Origin of the sequence: Neobacillus sp. NPDC093127, from assembly GCF_044754175.1 — a bacterium.
GTDB lineage: Bacteria > Bacillota > Bacilli > Bacillales > Cytobacillaceae > Neobacillus.
This window is the reverse complement of record NZ_JBIVOP010000003.1, coordinates 196,859-218,076: the sequence shown is the minus strand read 5'-3', so window position 1 is coordinate 218,076 and position 21,218 is coordinate 196,859. Positions and strand designations below refer to the sequence as shown.

17 protein-coding genes are annotated in these 21,218 nt (G+C 42.1%); 14 read left to right on the top strand and 3 right to left on the bottom strand.

Translation table 11 applies throughout. The annotated features are described in order from the left end of the window. Positions 1 to 207 precede the first annotated feature (207 nt). Positions 208 to 750 (top strand): NADPH-dependent FMN reductase, encoded by a 543-nt coding sequence (locus tag ACIQCO_RS06315; RefSeq protein WP_400426825.1) that lies wholly within the window; start codon positions 208 to 210, stop codon positions 748 to 750. A 529-nt stretch (positions 751 to 1,279) separates the two neighbouring features. On the opposite strand, the gene ACIQCO_RS06310 is transcribed toward ACIQCO_RS06315, so the two are convergent. Beyond that, positions 1,280 to 2,200, bottom strand: a complete 921-nt coding sequence (locus ACIQCO_RS06310) for a reverse transcriptase-like protein (RefSeq protein ID WP_400426824.1) — start codon at positions 2,198 to 2,200, stop codon at positions 1,280 to 1,282. Positions 2,201 to 2,946: 746 nt separating this feature from the next. Here ACIQCO_RS06310 and ACIQCO_RS06305 point away from each other — a divergent pair. The 12 genes from ACIQCO_RS06305 to ACIQCO_RS06250 all read left to right on the top strand — a co-directional run bounded on the left by ACIQCO_RS06305 (position 2,947) and on the right by ACIQCO_RS06250 (position 18,968). Next, positions 2,947 to 5,556, top strand: a complete 2,610-nt coding sequence (locus tag ACIQCO_RS06305; protein WP_400426823.1) for a right-handed parallel beta-helix repeat-containing protein — start codon at positions 2,947 to 2,949, stop codon at positions 5,554 to 5,556. A 280-nt stretch (positions 5,557 to 5,836) separates the two neighbouring features. Beyond that, the gene (locus ACIQCO_RS06300; RefSeq protein WP_400426822.1) at positions 5,837 to 6,880 is read left to right on the top strand and encodes a glycoside hydrolase family 43 protein; all 1,044 of its coding nucleotides are present in this window, start codon (positions 5,837 to 5,839) and stop codon (positions 6,878 to 6,880) included. A gap of 51 nt (positions 6,881 to 6,931) precedes the next feature. Further along, on the top strand, positions 6,932 to 8,185 hold the full coding sequence (locus ACIQCO_RS06295) for an extracellular solute-binding protein (protein WP_400426821.1): 1,254 nt from the start codon (positions 6,932 to 6,934) through the stop codon (positions 8,183 to 8,185). Positions 8,186 to 8,249: 64 nt separating this feature from the next. Then, positions 8,250 to 9,143: a carbohydrate ABC transporter permease gene (locus tag ACIQCO_RS06290; RefSeq protein WP_400426820.1), complete on the top strand. Its 894-nt coding sequence runs from the start codon at positions 8,250 to 8,252 to the stop codon at positions 9,141 to 9,143. Between the two features lie 12 nt (positions 9,144 to 9,155). Beyond that, a complete protein-coding gene (locus tag ACIQCO_RS06285; RefSeq protein WP_400426819.1) occupies positions 9,156 to 9,992 on the top strand; it encodes a carbohydrate ABC transporter permease in 837 nt (278 codons plus the stop codon). A gap of 21 nt (positions 9,993 to 10,013) precedes the next feature. After that, complete coding sequence (locus ACIQCO_RS06280; RefSeq protein WP_400426817.1) at positions 10,014 to 10,433, top strand: PH domain-containing protein; 420 nt, start codon at positions 10,014 to 10,016, stop codon at positions 10,431 to 10,433. 255 nt (positions 10,434 to 10,688) lie between these two features. Further along, a complete protein-coding gene (locus ACIQCO_RS06275; protein WP_400426816.1) occupies positions 10,689 to 12,491 on the top strand; it encodes a glycoside hydrolase family 2 protein in 1,803 nt (600 codons plus the stop codon). Positions 12,492 to 12,604: 113 nt separating this feature from the next. Beyond that, positions 12,605 to 13,594, top strand: coding sequence for a LacI family DNA-binding transcriptional regulator (locus ACIQCO_RS06270; RefSeq protein WP_400426815.1), 990 nt, complete (start codon positions 12,605 to 12,607; stop codon positions 13,592 to 13,594). A 336-nt stretch (positions 13,595 to 13,930) separates the two neighbouring features. Further along, a complete protein-coding gene (locus tag ACIQCO_RS06265) occupies positions 13,931 to 15,106 on the top strand; it encodes a galactokinase (protein ID WP_400426814.1) in 1,176 nt (391 codons plus the stop codon). A 140-nt stretch (positions 15,107 to 15,246) separates the two neighbouring features. Further along, positions 15,247 to 16,764, top strand: coding sequence for a UDP-glucose--hexose-1-phosphate uridylyltransferase (gene galT, locus ACIQCO_RS06260; RefSeq protein ID WP_400426813.1), 1,518 nt, complete (start codon positions 15,247 to 15,249; stop codon positions 16,762 to 16,764). 80 nt (positions 16,765 to 16,844) lie between these two features. Further along, entirely contained in the window at positions 16,845 to 17,891 is a 1,047-nt protein-coding gene (locus tag ACIQCO_RS06255; RefSeq protein WP_400426812.1) for an aldose epimerase family protein, read from the top strand. Between the two features lie 204 nt (positions 17,892 to 18,095). After that, positions 18,096 to 18,968, top strand: a complete 873-nt coding sequence (locus ACIQCO_RS06250) for an EamA family transporter (protein WP_400426811.1) — start codon at positions 18,096 to 18,098, stop codon at positions 18,966 to 18,968. A 105-nt stretch (positions 18,969 to 19,073) separates the two neighbouring features. Here ACIQCO_RS06250 and ACIQCO_RS06245 read toward each other — a convergent pair whose 3' ends face one another. Together ACIQCO_RS06245 and ACIQCO_RS06240 are read right to left on the bottom strand one after the other, a co-directional pair. Beyond that, entirely contained in the window at positions 19,074 to 19,406 is a 333-nt protein-coding gene (locus ACIQCO_RS06245) for a hypothetical protein (protein ID WP_400426810.1), read from the bottom strand. Between the two features lie 77 nt (positions 19,407 to 19,483). Then, a complete protein-coding gene (locus ACIQCO_RS06240; protein ID WP_400426808.1) occupies positions 19,484 to 19,774 on the bottom strand; it encodes a GRAM domain-containing protein in 291 nt (96 codons plus the stop codon). 595 nt (positions 19,775 to 20,369) lie between these two features. Here ACIQCO_RS06240 and ACIQCO_RS06235 point away from each other — a divergent pair. Beyond that, entirely contained in the window at positions 20,370 to 21,173 is an 804-nt protein-coding gene (locus ACIQCO_RS06235; RefSeq protein ID WP_400426806.1) for a prohibitin family protein, read from the top strand. Positions 21,174 to 21,218: the final 45 nt, after the last annotated feature.

Sequence of the window (21,218 nt, the reverse complement as noted above, 5' to 3'; positions counted from 1 at the left end):
TTAGACTCATCCAACTTGATGCTGTGGCATACTACCGTTCGAGTTAGGTTATATTATCTTTCAGTGAAGACGAATCTATCCAACAGCACGAGAGCATTGTTTTTGACAATGATTTTTACCTTCCGTAAAATTGCTTAATGACAGTTGGTAATCATGGATTAAGGGGCAGACTATCAAAAAAATTCTATCATCATGGAGGCAGTGTAAATGAACGTTGTTGCAATCGTTGGAAGTATCCGTAAGGAGTCCTATAACTTAAAACTGGCACAGTATGTGCAAAAAAAGTATCAAGAGCACATGGATATTGAAATTTTGAGCATTCGCGATCTTCCGCATTATGATCAGGATACTGAATTAAATCCACCACAAGTGGTGACTGAATTTAAAAGCAAAGTGGCGAATGCTGACGCTGTTCTTTGGGTCACCCCAGAGTATAATTATTCAATCCCGGGTGTTTTAAAAAATGCAATTGACTGGCTGTCGCGTGTCGATAAAGTCATGAATCGCAAGCCATCTTGGATCATGGGCGCGACAATGGGGACACTTGGAACGGTTCGCGCGCAGAATCATTTACGCGACATTTTGTTCTGCCCAGGAATTGGCTCACCGCTATTACCAGGAAACGAAGTATACATTGGAGTCGTTCATGAAAAAATGGATGAAGCTGGGAACCTTACCCACGAACCAACAATTACATTTATCGATATGGTGGTAGATAACTTTATTAATTGGTATAACCAAATAAGCTAACCTGACAGGTAGTGACTAGGGACAGGCTCCTTGTCCTTAAACGGGACGAGGAGCCTGTCTCCCTCTATAATCCGACACAAAATTGTAATTGTAGGTAGAATTGAATCATTTTCCGGGGAATATTGTTCTTTTCTGTGGAAATGGGGCGGAGCGCCGCATAAACGAATAGGTATAACCAGTCGGAAGTGAATATATACAATTCGTATTTTGAATAGGTGAAGCGTAGCTCTGCTCACACCGCCATTATTATGCTGGTGTATTACTCATATAAAATATATTTCAATTCATGGGTTGGAAGTTGAAACGCATGTTAGTTTTTTCAGATAAAAGCTTCGACAAATATTTCCTCTCCTAAGGCACCACAAGAGAGCCTCTTTCGTTACCGTTAGCTTACGTTTATAGTCGTCCTTAGTTTTTAGTTTTAAAACTTCTTCGAACATTAATCCACTTAAAAATCAAAAAAGCTGCTGGTATTGGTTTTTCCAATCACTTTTCCAACTTTAAATTTTCGTTTGTCATTTCTTACATTCTATGATAAAAACTTTATTTCTTTAAAAACTTCTTTCTCATATTCCCGACTTAAACTATGAGCTTTCTGATAGAGCAAATTCTTTTTGCCGTTGTTCATTTCTCCTGCATATTTAACAACAACTTTTCCCTTTAACTCAGTCCATAACTGGTTAAACTCTAGCAGGTACGTCTTAATTGGACCTTCGTAACTGTTTACATCGATGGTGATTCCATTAGACCAAGATTTCTGGTCATTCACGATTATGGTCTTGTTGAATTTTTTCTTTTTCATCAATTTTAATGCGTCCAGTAAGGCAAGGAGTTCACTTACATGTGGTTTTGTTGTTGCAATCTTTCTAACATTGGAAACACCCATGGCTGTCTCTCTATTTTCAATTAAAATTAAACCGGACCCTGCCGTTTGATTGTTAAAATTGTACGACCCATCAACGATGATAATGGGAACGTCTTTGGGAACATTGTTACCTAACGGAGTTAAGCACTCTTCCGTTGCTGGTCCAGTTGCTGGCGTTAGAGAACCCTTCCGGAAATAATCCAAGATATCCTGGATGTGGAAAAACTCCTTTTCTCCTACTCTTTCAAAAGGCATTCCCCTTTTACTCAGGCCCTGCAAGGTTTCTTTTGTGATCCTCAGTGTTGCCAAAACAACTTTTTGAGTGACATATTCTTTTAGTGTCCGTCCTTTTTTATCACGAAATTCACTCTCTAACCGCTGCTGAGGCGGCCGATAGGTCTCCAGCCATTTCACTACCTCGTTTTCTAAAAATCGATATTCATTGCCAATCAAATAGTGCGGCATGCCATCCTTTAAATAGGCATTCATTTGAGCTTTGGATAATTTAAGCTTACCAATTAATTCACCTCTTAAAAGTAAAGCAGCCGGAGATTTCTGTTTTGTTTTTATATCAATCACACTCACCCACGTCCATTCGTCTGTTGTATGGATAAATTATACTATTCGGCAGTGAAAACTTAAATAAAAATGGTAGAACTGGTAACGAATTCAATTGGGTGTCATCAATTTGGTGTCAGGCACCCCTCGTGGACAAAAAGAGGTTTTGTCCACCCCACGTGGACAATGCTGATTCCTTGGTCGCTCTGGTGATTCACAGTGCCCATAGATTCTGGAAAAAATATATCATGGGCACTCTGGGAGGTTCACAGTGCCCGTAGGAGTAGGAAAAAGCATCCGGCGGGCATTCTGAGAGGTTCACAGTGCCCATAGGAGTAGGAAAAAGCATCCGGCGGGCATTCTGAGAGGTTCACAGTGCCCATAGAAGCAGGAAAAAACATATCATGGGCACTCTGAGAGGTTCTGAGTGCCCGTAGGAGTAGGAAAAGGCATCCGGCGGGCATTCTGAGAGGTTCACAGTGCCCATAGAAGCAGGAAAAAACATATCATGGGCACTCTGAGAGGTTCTGAGTGCCCGCCGGAACCAAAGAAAGTATAACCCAGGCATCCTGGAAGCAATCAAACCGAGGAATATCTCCTTGGTTTTTTTGTTCTATCCTTATTCCTATTTCGTCAATAGGAAGGGAGGTTCTTTAGCCCTATCTTCAGCATTTACCCAAACAATTCAAACAATATTCCAAAGATTTTGAATTAAAAGGCCTCCAGAAATAGCCTATACTTTTTAGGGATATTAATTTTAAGGAGATGATTTATTGAAAGCGCTTACTAGGATACTGATGATGGTTCTATCTTTGGTCATGGTGGTGAATACGGTTCCCGGGATGGCATTTGCTGATGAAGGAGCCCAACAGAGCAGGGACTCCTCTCAATTAAAATGGGAAACGATTTCCTTCGGTCAGTCAACAGATTTGAATTTTTCCGCGAATGTCTTACCTGGAAAAATAGGCACCAATTATGCGAAGCCGGAAGTGCCGGGGACGATTGACGGTGCGATTACATTAGAAAGCCGCGGCGGGAAGCTGGCGCCGGGCCATGATGGCTTAACGTTCTATTATACAAAGCTAAATGCGAAGACCGATAACTTTGTCCTTGAGGCTGATCTCACGATTGAACAATTCGGACCTGAAACCGGCGCTGCGCCAAACGGTCAGGAAAGTGCTGGCATCATGGTCAGAGACGCCATTGCTGCCCCGCGCCAGGATCCAATGATTCTCGGCTATGAAGAGGTTCCGGCTGCATCGAATATTTTTGGTGTTGGCATGATGCGCCATGGCATCAGCCCGATTTATCGTACAGGTGTGGTCTACCCGTGGGGTAATTTAGGCAGTCAGTTAAAAGCAACCGGATTTACAACCGATCCGGCGTATACCCTGCCAATCGGCACACCGGTCAGGGTTAAATTAGAACGAACCGATACTGAGTTCATCATGTCAACAACCTTCACACATCTTTCGGAAAAAAAGACATTTGAACAGCGGGTAAAGGGAGCGGATTTGGTTCAGGTCCTTGATCCCGACCATATGTATGTAGGTTTTTACGCGGCAAGAAATGCAAAAATGACCGTAACGAATGCAAGCCTGACGCTTAGTGATGCTCATACGGTTGCAACGCCGCCGACACCGCCAGCAAAAGAAAATGCCGCGATGAACATTGTTTCCGCACCAGAGACCGGTTCTGCCGATTACACTCTAAAAACACTAGCAAACTATGACGGTACCATTGCTATAGCGAAAGACGGGAAAGAGGTCGTCAGCAATGCGGCTGTTTTGAAGAACGAAGTGTATTCCTTCGCAGCCAAATTAGACAACGATACAACTGATTTTACCGTTGTGTATACGCCAAAAGACGCGCCGTCAACAGCTTCGATTACAAAAACCATTCAGGTCACGAAAAAGATTTTTAACAAAGGGGCCGGATTGTTTGTTTCACCAACGGGGAAAAGTACGGCGAAGGGAACTCTTGCAGAGCCAATGGACCTGGAAACGGCTATCAAGTACGTTCTACCTGGAGAAACGATTTTTATGCGCGAAGGAATCTATTCGCCTTCTGCGATGTTAAACATTAAAAAAGAGTATAGCGGTGAAAAGGATAAACTGAAAACCCTTGCGGCCTATAATGGTGAAAAAGTAACCATCGATGGGCAAGCCAAGCTTACAAATGTCATTCAGCTAAACGGGGATTACTGGCATGTGGCGGGATTCCATGTGACAGGCGCCACCTCAAATGGGATGAGGGTGAGCGGCGATCACAATGTGGTCGAGCAAATGCTCTTTAACTATAACGGCGATACAGGCCTGCAAATTACAGGCAGCGGCACGAACCCTGATTTATGGCCGAAGTACAATTTGATTCTTAACTGTGAATCACATGATAACCGTGACCCTCGTGATGAAGATGCAGACGGATTTGCTGCGAAATTAGGGGTCGGCGAAGGTAATGTGTTTAAGGGAAATATCGCCCATCATAATATTGACGACGGCTGGGATTTATACAACCGGACGAATGAAGGAGCCAATAAGCCGATAACGTTGGATGGAAATATTGCCTATTCGAACGGAAAGCTGAGCGATGGCTATAACAAAGATGGCAATATGGGGAATGGTTTTAAACTTGGCGGCGAGGGCCTCCCGGTTGCCCATATCGTTCGGAACAATCTTTCTTTTGACAATAACATGGACGGATTTACCGATAATTTTAATCCAGGAAAAATGATTGTCGAAAACAACACTTCTTTTGATAATAAACGCTTTAACTTTGTGTTCCGCATCAATCCTTACTTCACTGCTGAGGAACAAGGTATTTTTAAAAACAACCTTTCCTTTAGAACGAAGTCAGGTGCGGTGCCCGATTTCATTTCCGGCGCAGTCGATGAAACCAACTTCTTCTATGACGGAACAAAATCGGTGAACAGTAAGGGAACCGTGGTGACAGAAAAGGATTTTGCCAGCCTGCAAGTACCGGCAGCGTTTGCCCGTGCTAAAAACGGAACGATTCAATTTGGTGATTTCCTCCGTTTAGCTCCGAAAAGCGGACTTAATAAGGCAGGCACGGGAAAAAGTTATGTTGGAGCACTTGCAGCAAACCCTGTGTCAATAAAAGTCGAGGGGCCAGATTCCATAAGGGAAGGGGAAACGGCGCAGCTTGTCGTCAAGGGAGTTTACGCTGACGGCTCTGTCAAAACACTGACTGCCGATATTGTGTATTCAAGCAAGGACGCAGCGATTTTAGCAGTTAACGAAGATGGTTCCATTCAAGCAGGTAAAAAAGGAAAAACCATGATCACGGTTTCCTATCACGGCCTGAAAGAAGAACACCCAGTCCATGTAAAAAACATGCCGCCGGGGCAGAAAAAGAAGCAATAGGTTTTTGCATTTTAAAAACCTGTAAAAGAAAAACGACTATCAAACTTCGATAGTCGTTTTTTATTGAGATTAAGGAAGGGATCATCATGCCACTTCGTAACTTTCATTTCCAAAAAGATGATTGACAATTTCGAACAGCGACGGTATAGTAAGTTTAGTAAAAGTTTTATAAAAATTTTACTAAAACACTTTAAGTTCCATCTGATGTAAGCGTAAACATGATGTCTTTATGATTTCAACCATCAGATTTGGTGCGTGTTCTTGAGAGGGAGGGGGGGCAATGAGGCGAAAGGGAGTAAATAAAGCCTCAGTTGTTGTCGTATGTTTAGTTATTGTTTTACTAATTGCAGGAACAGGGATGTGGCATTTTATGAACAGTGAAAAGACCATAACATATAAAAACCCTGTTGGCGGAATGACTGATATTGGCGATCCCTTTGTGTTGAAAGACGGAGATACTTATTACATGTATGCGACTTCTGAAGCCTCGATCGGATTTAAGGTTTGGCAGTCTGGCAATCTGGTTGATTGGGAGGAAAAAGGCTTAGCCTACGATATGGCCGAACAATCAGAGCAATGGGCGACAGGTGATTTTTGGGCCCCGGAGGTCATCAAACACAACGGTCAGTTTTATATGACCTATAGTGCTCGTGATTTTGATGGGCACTTGCAAATATCAATTGCAACAAGTAAAAAACCGTTAGGACCATTTAAGGATGTCAGCACGAAAATCATTAAAGAAGAGGGCTCCTATATTGATGGGCATATTTTAATTGATAATGAAACACCGTATTTGTATTATGTCAAAGACTGTTCAGAAAATATTTTGAACAATATTCACGTCAGCCAAATCTTTGTACAGAAAATGAATGATGATTTGACAAAGGTAGTGGGCAAGCCGCAATTGTTAACCCAGCCTGACCAAGAGTGGGAAGGTCTTACCGAGGACTATCAGTGGAATGAAGGCCCATTTGTTTTAAAACATGAAGGTAAATATTATCTGATGTATTCATCCAATTTCTATGCCAGCCCGGATTACGGCATCGGCTACGCTGTGGCGGATGATCCGATGGGACCGTTTGAAAAAGCGGAGGAAAATCCAATTTTACAAAAGGATTTAAAAAACGGAATATCTGGCCCTGGGCATAATAGTGTCACTACAGGTCCTGATGGGAAAACGCTCTATATCGTTTACCACACACATACCGATCCTGACGCTCCAAGCGGCGACAGACAAATGAATATTGATCGATTGTATTTTGAAGATGGATTGCTGAAGGTGGACGGTCCAACTCACGAAGAACAGCAAATAAGGTTAAAGTAACTTAGAAAAGCGATTCAAACGAATCTCAATTATGTTGGAGGGGAATCTTGCATGAAAAAGAAGAAATTATCCTTGCTATTAACTGCATCCTTAGCATTATCTATTGGCCTAATGGGCTGCAGCAAAGATGATAATAAAGCAGCTACAGACAAAAATGAAAAGAAAGAAATCGTTTTATGGACTAGTATGACTGGTCCGGATGGTGAACTTGTCCAAAAGAACATTGACCAGTATAATGCAACAAAACCAGATTACTCAGTAAAAATGGTGAAAATGGAAGGTAACGCGTTTAACAATAAATTAGCAACTGTTGCCCGTTCCGGAAAAGGTGTTCCTGATGTCGCACTTATCGCGTCTGAAAACGTATCGGTTTACCAAAGCCAGGGTGTACTGGATTCTTGGGATCAGTACATTAAAGGAACAGACATTAAAGGTGATAACTATGTAAAAGCGGCTTGGGACGTTGGCTCAGTCGAAGGCAGCCAGTACGGACTTCCGGCTACAATGGGTTCTTGGGTTATGTATTACAACAAAGATTTAGTGGACAAATATGTTCCTGGTGCCGCTGATGATGGCATTATTACCTATGAAGAAATTGAAAAAGCCGGTGCTGCAGCGGCAAAAGACGGCATTTACGCTTACGGATTCAGTTGGCCAATGCAGAATTTCAGTAACCTTTACATGCAAATGGGCGGTAAATTCTCTAAAGATGGGAAACCAACCATTGACAACGAAACGGCAGTGGCTGCCCTGCAAGAATTTAAAAAATTACGTGACAATAACTGGATGAACAAAAAAGGTGAAGATACAACAAAGCTATTTAAGACTGGAAAAATCATCTTTATGCCGGAAGGTACTTGGATGTTAAATACGATGAACGAGATCAAAGACTTTACTTGGGGCGAAACTTTCACTCCGCAATGGGATGCTGCTAAGATTGTTCAAGGAAGCGGTGCTGATCAATTCGCATTGTTAAAGAGCAAAGAGCGTTCTGAAGTAAAAACAAAAGAAGCAGTTAAGTTTATTGACTGGCTAAGAGGCAACCAATCCGAGTGGATTAAATCAGGTGCAAACCCAACTGCTTTAGCTATGCTTGAAAATGAAGATTATACAAAAATGCCTCAATCGTTCCTGTTAAAAACAGAGCAAGGCCAAAAAGCGGTTACCATTATCACTGACCCTGGTTACTCTTATATCTTTGGTGAAGTAGATACAAATGCATGGGATATGATTCAAGGTAAATTAGACATTAAAGAGCAACTAAAGAAAATACAACAAACTGTTAACGATAAGATGGCTCAATAGTATTAGAAGAGGAGGAGTTTCATATTCCTCCTCTTATCTTCTTTCATAACCGAGGTGGTAATAAATGAATACAACGGTAAAAAAAGGACGAAAGCCTCTTAATTTTTGGCCGGCCCTTTTTGTTGGCCCCCATTTAATCATTTTTCTGATGTTCTTCCTAATTCCTAGTATATATGGGATTTACATTTCTTTTACGAAATGGAATCTAATCGCAGATCCTCAATTTGTAGGGCTGGAGAATTATAAGACTCTCCTTTTTAATAAGGAATCCAGCTTTTATGGCCAATTTCGCAATGGTTTGAAAAATACCTTCTATTTTGTTATTTTTTCGGTTCCTATTACGATTATTGTGCCGTTATTGCTGGCGACAGCATTATCCGCCAAGCCTAAACTAAATCGTTTATTTCAATCGGTTTTTTATTTACCATCGCTCTTCGCGATTTCGGCTGTTATGATTATTTGGCAATTTTTATTAAGTATTTCATATGGGCCGCTTAACCAGTATTTTAATGTTGATATTAATCTTTTAGATAACCAGCCCTATGCCTGGATCTCCATCGTTGTCGTTACTACCTGGTGGATGATTGGGGGGAATATGGTCATTTATCTGGCTGCCTTAAATGGTGTTTCTAAGGATTTATTTGAAGCGGCAGATTTAGATGGTGCAGGAGTTTTAAGCAAGTTTTTTAGAATTACCCTTCCAAGTATTAAAAGTCAGATTCTTTTTACTACCGTCATGACGACGATCGCTCAATTTAATGTGTATGGACAGCCTTTAATGCTTACAGGCGGCGGGCCGGAAGACTCAACCCGTGTCTTATTAATGTACATTCAGCAAAATGCCTTTGGTAAGGGGATGTCCATTGCTGGTATGTCATCAGCTATGGCTGTTCTATTAGGACTTTGTATAATGGTTGTATCTGTATTTCAATTTTTCATTTTAAAAGAGAGGGATTAGAGGTGGGTTACAATGAAACAAAGTAAAGCAACCAAAATTACGGCCTTTATTTTTTTACTCATGATGGCTTTATTCTGGGTAATCCCTCTTATTTGGGCCTTTTTTACTTCATTTAAATCAAATAACGAAATTGAGTCCACGGGATTTACCTTCCTGCCGATTCATTGGACCATCAGCAATTACAAGGAATTGTTGTTTGACAATGCATCTAACCCGGTTATTAAGTGGTTTTTCAACTCATTAATCGTGTCCATCAGCCACACCCTTTTGGTCTTAGTGGTTGTTGCCCTTGCTTCTTATGGGTATACCCGCCTGAAATTTAAAGGGCGTGACCTTTTATTTTCAATATTATTAGGCTCTATGATGTTCCCGAGTGTCGTTAACCTGATACCGCTTTACAAAATCATGGATGAACTGGGATGGGTAAACAACCTGTTAGCGGTCATTGTTCCGGGAGCTGCCGGAGTATTTAATGTTTTCTTAGTGCGCCAATTCGTTTTAGGGATTCCGAAAGCACTTGATGAGTCAGCCCAGATTGACGGGGCTAATGAGTTCCAGATTTTTTGGCATATTATTCTGCCGCTGATCCGACCGGTGTTGACTGTGGTTGCGTTGTTTAGCTTTACTGGGTCGTGGAATGATTTCTTGTGGCCTTCCATCATCATTAATGATATTGACAAATTACCGATTACACCGGGACTGCAGCTGCTCCAGGGACAATACATTACGTACCCGGGATTAGGAACAGCAGGTGCGCTGATTGCATTAATCCCAACCTTTCTGCTGTATTTGTTTGCCCAAAGGTACTTTATGCAGTCTATGTCTCTATCGGCAGGAGTAAAAGAGTAGGTTTTAATCGGGGGGAGATTTGTGAGCAGGTCTTTTGAGCGAAAAATGATGTATACAGCGAGTGTTTGGCAAATGGTTACAGGCTTGATTACCGTTTTCTATTACTCTTTTTATATTAAAAGTCAGGCAAGTGGGGCAGGACATTTATCGCCAATCGAATCGATGGGGGTCCAGTCTCTTTTTGACAATTTATATACCTTTTCGATTACCTATGGCCTGTTTTTTGTGGTCGTGTCTAGTGTGAATTTTATTTTTACTTTGAGATTGGTAAAAGACGATACCTTGCAGTACAAATTGCCGATTTTCTGGATCGCTTTAGCTGTCATTCTGTTCTTTTTGTCTGATTTTATCAGCGTGATGCTCTTCTTGGCAGCAGCGGTAATTGCTTTAGCGAAGAATCGGCCATTAAAACAAAAGCGTTTAGCAAGAACTAAAAAATGAAGTGCTTTTTTACTTTTAGGAAGGCTGTGTTAAAAGGGAATGTTGATTTCCGTTCCAGGCGCTTCGCTTTCCGCGGGGCGGGCGGTGAGCCTCCTCGGCGCTAAAGCGCCTGCGGGGTCTCACCTGTCCCGCTGCTCCCGCAGGAGTCTCGCGCCTTCCACTCCAATCAACATTGTGATCAAAATCAACAATATTCTTTAATACAGCCTTTAGAAAAAGAGTATTCTGCTCTTCGTGTGAAAGGGGACAACAAGGATGAGTTATAGACAAGAATACCCGCGGCCGCAGCTGGTCCGCAATGAGTGGGTTAATTTAAATGGTACATGGGACTTTGCTTTTGATGATCAAAATATGGGACGGCAACAAAAGTGGTATCTCAACAACTCAGAAGCGTTTCAGAAAAAAATTAATGTACCGTTTGCTTATCAGTCAAAACTAAGTGGAATAAACGACCCAAGCTTCCATGACCACGTCTGGTATAAGCGTGAATTTACAGTTCCGGCAACCTGGAAAGACCAGCGTGTCATCGTCCATTTCGGTGCGGTGGATTACCGTGCCTGGGTTTATGTAAACGGACAATTAATTGGTTCCCATGAAGGCGGGCATATTTCATTCTCCTTTGATATAACGGATGCACTAACTTGGGAAAATGAAACGATGGTAGTCCTTGTTGAAGATCCATCCACCGATGAAACGATTCCGCGTGGAAAACAATTTTGGATCGAAAAATCAGATGCTATTTGGTATACCCGTACAACCGGCATTTGGCAGACGGTGTGGCTGGAGCCAGTTAGCAGCACACGGATTTCCAAGTTGAAGCTCACTCCGGATATCGACCGCGGCGATATTATTGTCGAGTTCGATGTATTAGGAGAATTTGCAAATAAAAAGGTTAACATCGAAATTAGCTTTAAAGGCGAATTAGTCGTAAAAGATACAATTGAAGTGCTGGAAGCTTATAATAAACGAGCCATCAATCTATATAATCAGCATATTTTCCGTACTGGCTTCCATCATAATGGCTGGAACTGGACACCGGAAACACCGAACTTGTTTGACTTAAACATCACATTAAGCGATGCTGATCGACAGCTCGATGAAGTTACATCCTATTTTGGAATGAGAAAAATTCATACGGAAAATGGAATGGTGTATCTAAATAATAAGCCCTATTATCAAAAGCTAGTCCTCGACCAAGGCTACTGGCCGGATGGATTATTAACAGCGCCAACCGATGAAGATTTGAAAAAAGATATTGTCTTATCTAAGGAAATGGGTTTTAATGGCTGTAGAAAACACCAAAAAGTGGAGGATCCGCGCTTCCTTTATTGGGCAGATCAACTCGGCTTTTTAGTATGGGGCGAATGCGCCGCCTCGCCATGGTACAGTGAGGATGCAGCTGCCAGACTGACAAGAGAGTGGATTGAAATTATTGAACGTGATTATAATCACCCATCCATTGTGGTTTGGGTCCCTGTGAACGAAAGCTGGGGCGTTCCATTCATTCGTGATAACAAACAGCAGCAGCACCATTCGTTAGCGATGTACCACTTGATTCATTCCCTTGATCCTTCTCGTCTGGTCATTTCAAATGATGGTTGGGAATTGACGAGAACGGATATTTGCGCGATTCACAATTACAACCATGGCAATAAGGATGAGAAAGCGAAATATGAAGTATACAAAGAAGAATTATCTACAAAGGAGACGATTCTTCGTTCGCAGCCTGCCCTCCGCGGTATTTATGCTAACGGTTTTGAAAACCAGGGCGAACCAATCCTGTTAACTGAATTTGGAGGCATTGGCTATAAAGCCGGTGAAGATTCCGGCTGGGGCTACACCTCTGTGAAAAATGCTGAAGATTTTGTTGCCGATTATCGAAGAGTCATGGAAGCTGTTTATGCTTCCAAAGTACTGCACGGCTACTGTTATACTCAGTTAACGGACGTAGAGCAAGAAATAAACGGTTTACTTGCCTATAACCGAGAACCAAAGTGTGATTTAAAACTGATCAGGGATATTAACGATATGTGGCAGGATAGTATTATTAAAGGGTAAGATGTGGCTGGATCACGTAAAAGGGACATGACCCCCTAAGGAAGATAAGATCATCCTGCGGGGGTCTAGTTACTAATAATGAATGAGGAAATCGATGAAAAAGAGGGATTTCTATGGCTACCATTAAGGACATTGCTGAACGGGTTGGTTTTTCGATTGCGACTGTATCGAGAGTGCTTAACTATGATACAACCCTTTCGGTCAGCGATGATACAAGAAGGAAGATTTTTCAGGCGGCAGAAGATTTATCTTATCGAAAAAAAACGGAACGGCATCTGTCGACTTACAAAATTGCTGTTGTCTACTGGTATACCGAAGAAGAAGAATTAAACGATCTTTATTATATGTCCATTCGCTTAGGTGTTGAAACGGAATGCGAGGTTCATAAACTACCTATGACCAAATTGTCGCTTGACCGGTTATCTACTCTTCAAGGAGAGGAGATTCATGGAATTATTGCCATCGGCAAGTTTAGTCCAAAGCAGGCGGAAGATATTCGCAAAATCACGGAAAATATCGTGTTTGTCGATTGTTCTCCTGATGACGACCACTACGATTCAGTCGTAAGCAACCTTGAAAAAGCAACGATCAATGTCCTTGACCATTTAGTTGAACAAGGGCATCAGAATATTGGATTTATTGGCGGGCAGGAAAGCTATAAAGATCATACCTCCGATATTCCCGACCCGAGACAAGTGACGTTTAAGCAGTATCTTGAAGACAAGCAGCTTTATAAGGAATCCTATGTGTATTGCGGGGAGTATTCTGTTAATGAAGGCTACCGACTAATGAAGCAGGCCATTAGCGATCATAAGGAAGACCTTCCTACAGCCTTCTTTGCCGGGAATGATTCGATTGCGATTGGCTGCATGAGAGCCTTACTTGAAGAGAACATTTCGATCCCCAATCGGGTAAGTATTATTGGCGTCAACGATATTAGTATTTCGAAATATGTATTCCCGCCTTTGAGTACAGTTAAGGTTTACACCGAACTGATGGGGAAAACGGCTGTGAACCTATTGTTAGAGAGATTGACTGACCGTCAGGTGGCAAAGAAAGTAATTCTATCTACTCAACTGGAAATACGCGAAAGCAGTAAATAACCATTTTAATGAGTAAAGTATTTTAAAAAATGAGCGCTGTAATGGTGCTCTTTTTACGTTGTGCGAGCGGGTTAAACATTTTAGGTAAATTTTTAGTAAAAACATTGACCCTGTTTTACTATTTCTATAAAATAGACATTGAAGGCACTTTCAGGGGCCTTAGGATTCCATGAAGCGTTATCTAGAAAAAATAAGACCAAACAAATTTGTGAAAAGACAGGTTTCAAAATAGGGGCAGCCACTTCGGCTGCCTATCAATATATTCATTTCCAGTTAAAACAAAGTATCTGGTTTCATCAGTTCTTTTACTAGCTGGACAAAAAGGTGGTGGGGTTAATGGACATTAATAGATTGAAAGTAAAATTTCAAGAGGTTTTCTCTGCGGGGGAAGCTGCTGAACTACGCACGTTTTTTTCTCCCGGGAGAATTAACTTAATTGGAGAACATACCGACTATAACGGCGGACATGTATTTCCTTGTGCCATTACGTATGGTACTTATGGAATTGCAAGAAAGCGGGAAGATCGCCAGGTGAGAATGTTTTCGATGAACTTTGAAGATAAAGGAATGATTGAATTCTCACTGGATATGCTTCGGTACGATGCGGATCATAGCTGGGCTAATTATCCGAAAGGGATGATTCGTTATCTTCAAGAAGCCAGCCGCGAAGTACCAGTTGGGCTCGATATCCTTATTTACGGGAATATTCCCAATGGGGCTGGTCTTTCTTCATCCGCCTCACTTGAAATGCTGACGGGTGTAATCGTTAATGAAATCTTTGAATATCAGATCGACCGGATTGATTTAGTAAAGCTCGGAAAGAAAGTAGAGAACGAGTTTATTGGTGTAAACAGTGGAATTATGGACCAATTCGCCGTGGGCATGGGGAAAGAAAACTGCGGCATTTTACTCAACTGTAATACGCTGGAATATGAGTATGTGCCATTAAATTTAACGGGATATAAGATTATTATTATGAATACGAACAAACGGAGAGAACTTTCTGATTCCAAATACAATGAAAGAAGAAGTGAATGTGAGGCAGCACTTACACTTCTACAGCAAGAACGTGACATTCATTCATTGGGTGAATTAAGTGAGAGTGATTTTGAAACAAGCAGGCATCTCATCGATAATGAGACCCTTGTAAAAAGAGCAAGACATGCGGTTTATGAAAACCAGCGGACGTTACATGCGTCTGATGCACTGAAAAAAGGCAACCTGGAGAAGTTTGGCCAGTTGATGAATGCCTCCCATGTTTCATTACGCGATGACTACGAAGTAACGGGAGTTGAGCTCGACACACTTGTGGAGTCGGCGTGGGAACAGGAAGGTACAATTGGTGCCCGGATGACAGGGGCGGGATTTGGCGGCTGTGCCATCGCCATTGTCAAGGATGAAAACGTCGAAGAATTCGTTGCAAACGTCAGCAGCCAATACATGGACAAAATCGGCTATCAAGCAACCTTCTACGTGGCTAGTATTGGTGAGGGCGCAAAAGAACTAGCATGACATTCACTAGGTGCCAATCCGCTCATGTTTAAAAGTGTTCAGGAGCACTTGGGTTATTTTCACAAAAATGCAAACTGACGCTAATTTTATAGAGGATGCCGGGAATTGGCACCGTACTAAGATGACTAGGAGTGGGCGACATGACTGTTTATTTCGTATTAAATCAGCTTGTTAGAAAAGCGATATCGTTAAAAATGATTGAATCTGATGATGAGATCTATGCACGAAACCAAATCATGTCTCTTATCGGTTTGACAGATTTCCCGGAGCACCTTGAGTCGAGCCCGAGAGACTCTTACAATCCGGCTCTTCCAGACACTTCCGATTTGTTGGATAAATTAGTGGACGCCGCTGTCGAAGCGGGTGTTATCGAGGATTTGTTTGATGAAAAAGAAATCCTCAGCAGTAAAATCATGAATGTTTTTATCGATAAGCCCTCCGTGGTTAACAAGTCTTTTTATCAAAAATGGGCGGTAAATCCGGTGGAAGCAACAGATTATTTTTATGAGCTGAGCGAGCAAAGCAACTATATCCAAACGAAAAGAATTGCCAACAATATCAGCTACAAAGCCGAAACACCATATGGTGAATTAGATATTACGATTAACCTTTCCAAGCCAGAGAAGGATCCAAAGGAAATTGCCAGGGAGAAGGAGCGCAAAGCTGCTTCGGCTGCTAATTATCCAAAGTGCTTGCTTTGTGTAGAGAATGAGGGCTATGCAGGCAGAATCGGACATCCGGCACGCTCAAACCACCGGATGATTCGCCTCAAACTAACAGAGGAGCCGTGGTTCTTCCAATATTCCCCCTATTCTTATTATAATGAGCATTGCATTGTGTTATCCGGCGAGCATCGCGATATGGCCATCACGAAGGATACCTTTAAGCGGTTAATAGAGTTTGTAGAAAAATTCCCGCACTATTTTATCGGCTCAAATGCAGACCTGCCAATTGTCGGTGGATCAATCCTTACCCATGACCATTATCAAGGTGGAAACTATACGTTTGCGATGGCCAAAGCTCCTGATGATCAGGTGTTTCATTTACCCGATTATCCGGGTATTCGGGCAGCTACAGTTAAGTGGCCGATGTCTGTTATCCGATTAAGAGCGAAGGAGCAGACCGAATTGCAGAGTGCTTGCGCGTTTATTTTAGAAAAATGGAAGCAGTACAGCGACGAAGCTGCGAATATTATTGCCTATACAGGTGAAACCAGACATAATACGATAACGCCGATTGTGAGAATGAGAAATGGCGAACTGGAAGCAGATCTCGTCCTCCGGAATAACCGTACGAATGATGAGCATCCGCTTGGTATTTTTCATCCTCATAGCGATGTGCACCATATTAAAAAAGAAAATATCGGCCTGATTGAAGTAATGGGCTTGGCGGTATTACCGGCGCGTTTGAAGACCGAGCTACTGGAGGTCGAGAAGTTTCTGCTTGATGAACCGAATCAAATTGCCGACTATCATACTCCGTGGGCAAACGAAATGAAAATTCGGTATGCAGGGGAAATCACGGCTGAAACCGTTTCGGATATTGTCCAAAAAGAGGTCGGTTACAAATTCTTGCGGGTCCTTGAAGATGCAGGTGTGTTCAAGCGGAGTGAAGAAGGACAAAAGGCATTCCAACGGTTCATCCACTCGCTAGTATAAAATCAAAATGTAGATGCGATGCAGCCCTAATTCGGCTGCTCCATTTGTACATAGAAAAAATTGCTGCAGGAGGTAATCCGATGAAAATTTTACAAGAGCCATTTGGAGAATTAAAGGGGCAAGCAATCACGGCTTATACGATGGTGAATAATCAAGGTATGGAAGTTACTGCGATTGATTATGGCTGTATCATAACAAAAATCACGGCGCCTGATCGGAATGGCACATTTGAAAATGTGGTACTTGGTTTCGATACAGTCGACGAGTATGCATTGCATTCACCCTATTTTGGTGCGGTCGTCGGACGGTTTGCCGGGCGGATTGCCGGTGCTGAGTTTGAGCTTGAAGGGAAGAAATATTTGTTAGCTAAAAATGATAATGGAAACCATCTTCATGGGGGTCTGCAAGGCTTTGACAAGATCGTCTGGGCAGCGGAAACCGTCGAAAAAGCTGATGCCGTTAGTGTCGTCTTTTCTTATTTGAGTAAGGATGGGGAAGAAGGTTATCCGGGCAACTTCGATTTAAAGGTCACGTATACGTTAACAGACGATAATGAGCTGCAGGTTTCCTATACGGGGGAAACCGATCAAACGACCTTGGTCAATGTAACCAACCACTCCTATTTTAATCTGAGCGGCGAGTTAAAAAGAGATATATTAAATCATCAATTAACACTAAAAAGCGACCAATTTCTTGAGCTCGACCCTCATCTGATTCCAACTGGGGAATTTTTGAGTGTGGAAAATACGGCCTTTGATTTCCGGAATGGCCGAAAAATTATCGATGGTGTGCAAGCTGAACATCCACAGAATATTCTCGCCGGCAAAGGCTATGATCATCCATTTCTATTAACAGAAAATCAAGGTGGAGAAATCGTTTTAGAAGATGAAGAATCCGGCCGTGTATTAACGGTTGAAACGGACCAACTTGCTGTGGTTCTCTATACGGGCAGCCAAATGACCGGCGGCTACTCCGTTCGCGGGGTCCCAGTTCGCAGATACCTTGGCTTGTGCCTAGAGACACAAGGCTTGCCGGACTCCATCCACCATGCCCATTTTCCATCCTCCATCCTAAAAAAGGGCGAGACATTCGAATCAATGACAAAGTACCGGTTTGGCGTATTGTGAGTGAAGCAGGGACGAGGGGATACCTCGTCCCATTGTTCGTTTAAGTGAGCCTCTGTCATACTTTAAAACCAAGGGTCAGACCTGCTCCTATAAATCAATAAAGTAGAACCTCATGGTATCCGAGCTCCGTATGCTATACTTATATTTTAGAGATTAACAGTATTTACATTAAAAGGATTATTTTGAAGATTAGGAGAGAAAGATATGTGGTTTGTTTTTGCAGTTGCTGCTGCCAGCTGCTTTGGTTTAAGGGGAATTCTTTATCATTGGACGTCACAGCGACCGATTGATCGTAATCTTCTGCTGTTGGGCGTCTATTTATCCGGTACTCTCATCACAGTGACCGGTAATCTATTCATCCAGCAATCGTGGTCAACCGGAGCATTATTCGGAATCTTAATGGGGTTATTTTCGTTTATTGCAAACGCTTCAATGTATAGGGGCTATGCAGTCGGCAAGGCCTCCATTGTTGCTTTATTTACAGGACTGCCGCCGCTGGTTGTCATGATTGTTGCCTTCGTTTTGTGGCGTGAGGAATTAACCGCTTGGCAATTCACTGCGTTCTTCATCGTCTTGAGCGGCCTGATTCTGATCAAATACTCACAGGATTTGAAGCTCAACCAATTAAAAGGGGTTCAATGGGGTGTCCTAACCATGCTTTTCTTCGGATTTACCGATGTTTCGGTAAAACAGGCTACCCTTTCCGGAGCGGCGACACTCCCTATTTTAACCGTTATGTTTTTAACTGGCAGTGTCTTGTTCGGTACTTCATGGGCGATAAACAAGTCAAAACGAGCGGCATCATCTAATGAAGAAGATTCACCTAATAACTGGACAATGAAACGGACCATAGGGTGGGGCATGATCGTAGGGATTACAAATGCTGTGGGAATGCTCTTGATCTTTCCCGCATTTCGTGACGGGATTACGGGAATTGTTTCCGCAATCGTTGCGATGAACGTTGCGTTTGTTATTTTATATGCGCGCTTTTATTTGAAGGAAAATTGGAACAAACGGGAAATAACGGGACTTTCGATGGCCTTTGTGGGTATACTTATCCTTCGAATTGCCTCTTAACATTTTGGTGCCTGACACCCATCCTTAGAAAGACGGGGAGCAAATTGCTCTCTGTTTTTTTTTGCAAGATTACTAGAATCCTAGGGGAAGGGCACCTCGTCCCATTTATAGACATAAAAAAGTAAACAAGAATACCAAAACAGATCCCAGGCTAATCGGATGCTTGAGATAGGATAGAAAAAACCGGGGAATGGTTTGAACTTCCCCGTTATCTTTCTCTTTAAATACACCTACAGTTACCGCGGAAAAAAGTGCAGAACAAAATAGCAAAATAATTTTGTACGACATATAATCCGTACTAACAGCGACACGAAATGTATAAACAAATCCTCTCCGAATTAAAAACCAATAGATGATGTAAGCAATCAATGCTTCCACGGTAATAGTAAGAAAAACCCTTAGTAAAAAAACAAATCCCCGGTTACTATTCATATTCAAGATTTACACCCCCAGAATTTAGGACAATGAGCCTGTCCTTGTGTCCGACCTACGACCCCATGTTATCTATTATAGTCTTAATTAACATATTTCTCTTTCAAACGACAAACTTGTGCTCCGTTCCGTTCTTTAAGATAACGGACATGCCATTTGGAACAAAGTCCCATCGTATTTCTTTTTCTTACAGATGCAATCTCGCTCGTTGGGATTTCCGTTGTTCCAGCTTGAATATTTAACGAATGGGATGTGAACATAAGCCTCTGATTAGTAATAATCAATTTCCCGCCCACTGCTTCTATTCCTCTAAAAAGATTGGCGTTTACCTTATTTACTAGTACGGTTTCTTTGTTTAACTCCGTAAATGACACCCTGACCACCATCCCCTTTTAATTTAATCATTCAATATAAATCTATTTTATAATACGTTTAATCTGCAAGGGGATTTTTTTGTTTTCTCCTAGTTGCTGCGTATTTTTGGACGATTGTGACGTAAAAGGTGCGACGAAACTATCTCTACTAAGGTGTTTCTGCGGAGAATGAGTTAAAAAGTCGATGTAGAACCGCTCTACGTAGGTGTTTTCGTGGATTTAGAGACAAAATGTTGAAGTAGAACCGCGCTGTCACAATATCCAACCGATTGTGCCCGTCCACACGATTTTTCTGAAGGAGCGGTCACAATACCCAACCGATAGTGACCATTCACTCAATTATCAAGAACTTACGGCACCTTTTCCTCCATTTACGTCGTCCTTTATTCCGCTTACGACATAATTCCGCTCACTTATTACCTATTTTTCAAAACTTACGACATTTCCTGGATATTAATAGAAATTATCTCAAACCTCGAGAGCTTTACGACATAGTTTCCTCCAATTGCCAGCACAAAGCGGGACAAGGAGCCTGTCCCCGGCATAAAGACCAAGCCAATTTCATAAAGTTTATTAAGAGGAGGGGGGATGCAGCATGAAATACATGAAATCGATTATAGGCGGACTCATTGCCCTTGTTATAGTAGTAGTTATCTTTGCGTCGGTTACAACTGTGGCTTCTGGTAATAGAGGGGTGCTTTTGCAATTAGGGGCCGTAAAGCCGACGATTTTAACGGAAGGATTTCATTTTAAGATTCCGTTTATCCAAACCGTTCAACTGATTGAAGTCCGGGTACAAAAAGAAGAAAGTTCCCAGACGGCAGCTTCAAAGGACCTTCAAACAGTCACAACAAATGTAGCAGTAAATTATTCTGTGAATCCGGATGCTGTGAATAAGCTTTATCAAGAAATCGGATTGGATTATCGTTCCCGAATCGTTGACCCGGCGATTGCAGAGTCACTAAAAGCAATAACAGCACAGTACACAGCAGAGGAATTAATCTCCAAGCGTCCAGAGGTATCAGCGAAAGTGAAAGATATGCTCGGAAAAAAACTAACAAAATATTTTATGATTCTAGAAGATATCAATATTAAAGAATTTGCCTTTAGTGAAGAATTCAATAAAGCGATCGAATCGAAACAAACTGCGGAACAGAATGCTTTACGAGCACAAAGGGACCTAGAAAGAATCAAAATCGAAGCAGAGCAGAAAATCGCTCAAGCAGGTGCGGAAGCAGAGGCATTAAGATTGAAAAAGCAAGAAGTAACGGCGGAATTAATCCAATTAAAACAAATTGAGGTCCAAGAAAAGGCATTAGAAAAATGGGATGGCCGCTTGCCAAGCGTCACAGGCGGAGCAACTCCATTTATCGATTTGAATGGACTCACGACAAAGTAAAGGGACACGGCCCCCTCCCGGTTTGGGAGGGGGGCCTGTCCCTCT

Bases quoted from the DNA above. Each gene is read 5' to 3' on its own strand.
- ACIQCO_RS06265 (WP_400426814.1), top strand. From the start codon at position 13,931: ATGGACATTAATAGATTGAAAGTAAAATTTCAAGAGGTTTTCTCTGCG.
- ACIQCO_RS06275 (WP_400426816.1), top strand. From the start codon at position 10,689: ATGAGTTATAGACAAGAATACCCGCGGCCGCAGCTGGTCCGCAATGAG.
- ACIQCO_RS06290 (WP_400426820.1), top strand. From the start codon at position 8,250: ATGAATACAACGGTAAAAAAAGGACGAAAGCCTCTTAATTTTTGGCCG.
- galT (WP_400426813.1), top strand. From the start codon at position 15,247: ATGACTGTTTATTTCGTATTAAATCAGCTTGTTAGAAAAGCGATATCG.
- ACIQCO_RS06300 (WP_400426822.1), top strand. From the start codon at position 5,837: ATGAGGCGAAAGGGAGTAAATAAAGCCTCAGTTGTTGTCGTATGTTTA.
- ACIQCO_RS06315 (WP_400426825.1), top strand. From the start codon at position 208: ATGAACGTTGTTGCAATCGTTGGAAGTATCCGTAAGGAGTCCTATAAC.
- ACIQCO_RS06270 (WP_400426815.1), top strand. From the start codon at position 12,605: ATGGCTACCATTAAGGACATTGCTGAACGGGTTGGTTTTTCGATTGCG.
- ACIQCO_RS06250 (WP_400426811.1), top strand. From the start codon at position 18,096: ATGTGGTTTGTTTTTGCAGTTGCTGCTGCCAGCTGCTTTGGTTTAAGG.
- ACIQCO_RS06235 (WP_400426806.1), top strand. From the start codon at position 20,370: ATGAAATACATGAAATCGATTATAGGCGGACTCATTGCCCTTGTTATA.
- ACIQCO_RS06285 (WP_400426819.1), top strand. From the start codon at position 9,156: ATGAAACAAAGTAAAGCAACCAAAATTACGGCCTTTATTTTTTTACTC.
- ACIQCO_RS06255 (WP_400426812.1), top strand. From the start codon at position 16,845: ATGAAAATTTTACAAGAGCCATTTGGAGAATTAAAGGGGCAAGCAATC.
- ACIQCO_RS06295 (WP_400426821.1), top strand. From the start codon at position 6,932: ATGAAAAAGAAGAAATTATCCTTGCTATTAACTGCATCCTTAGCATTA.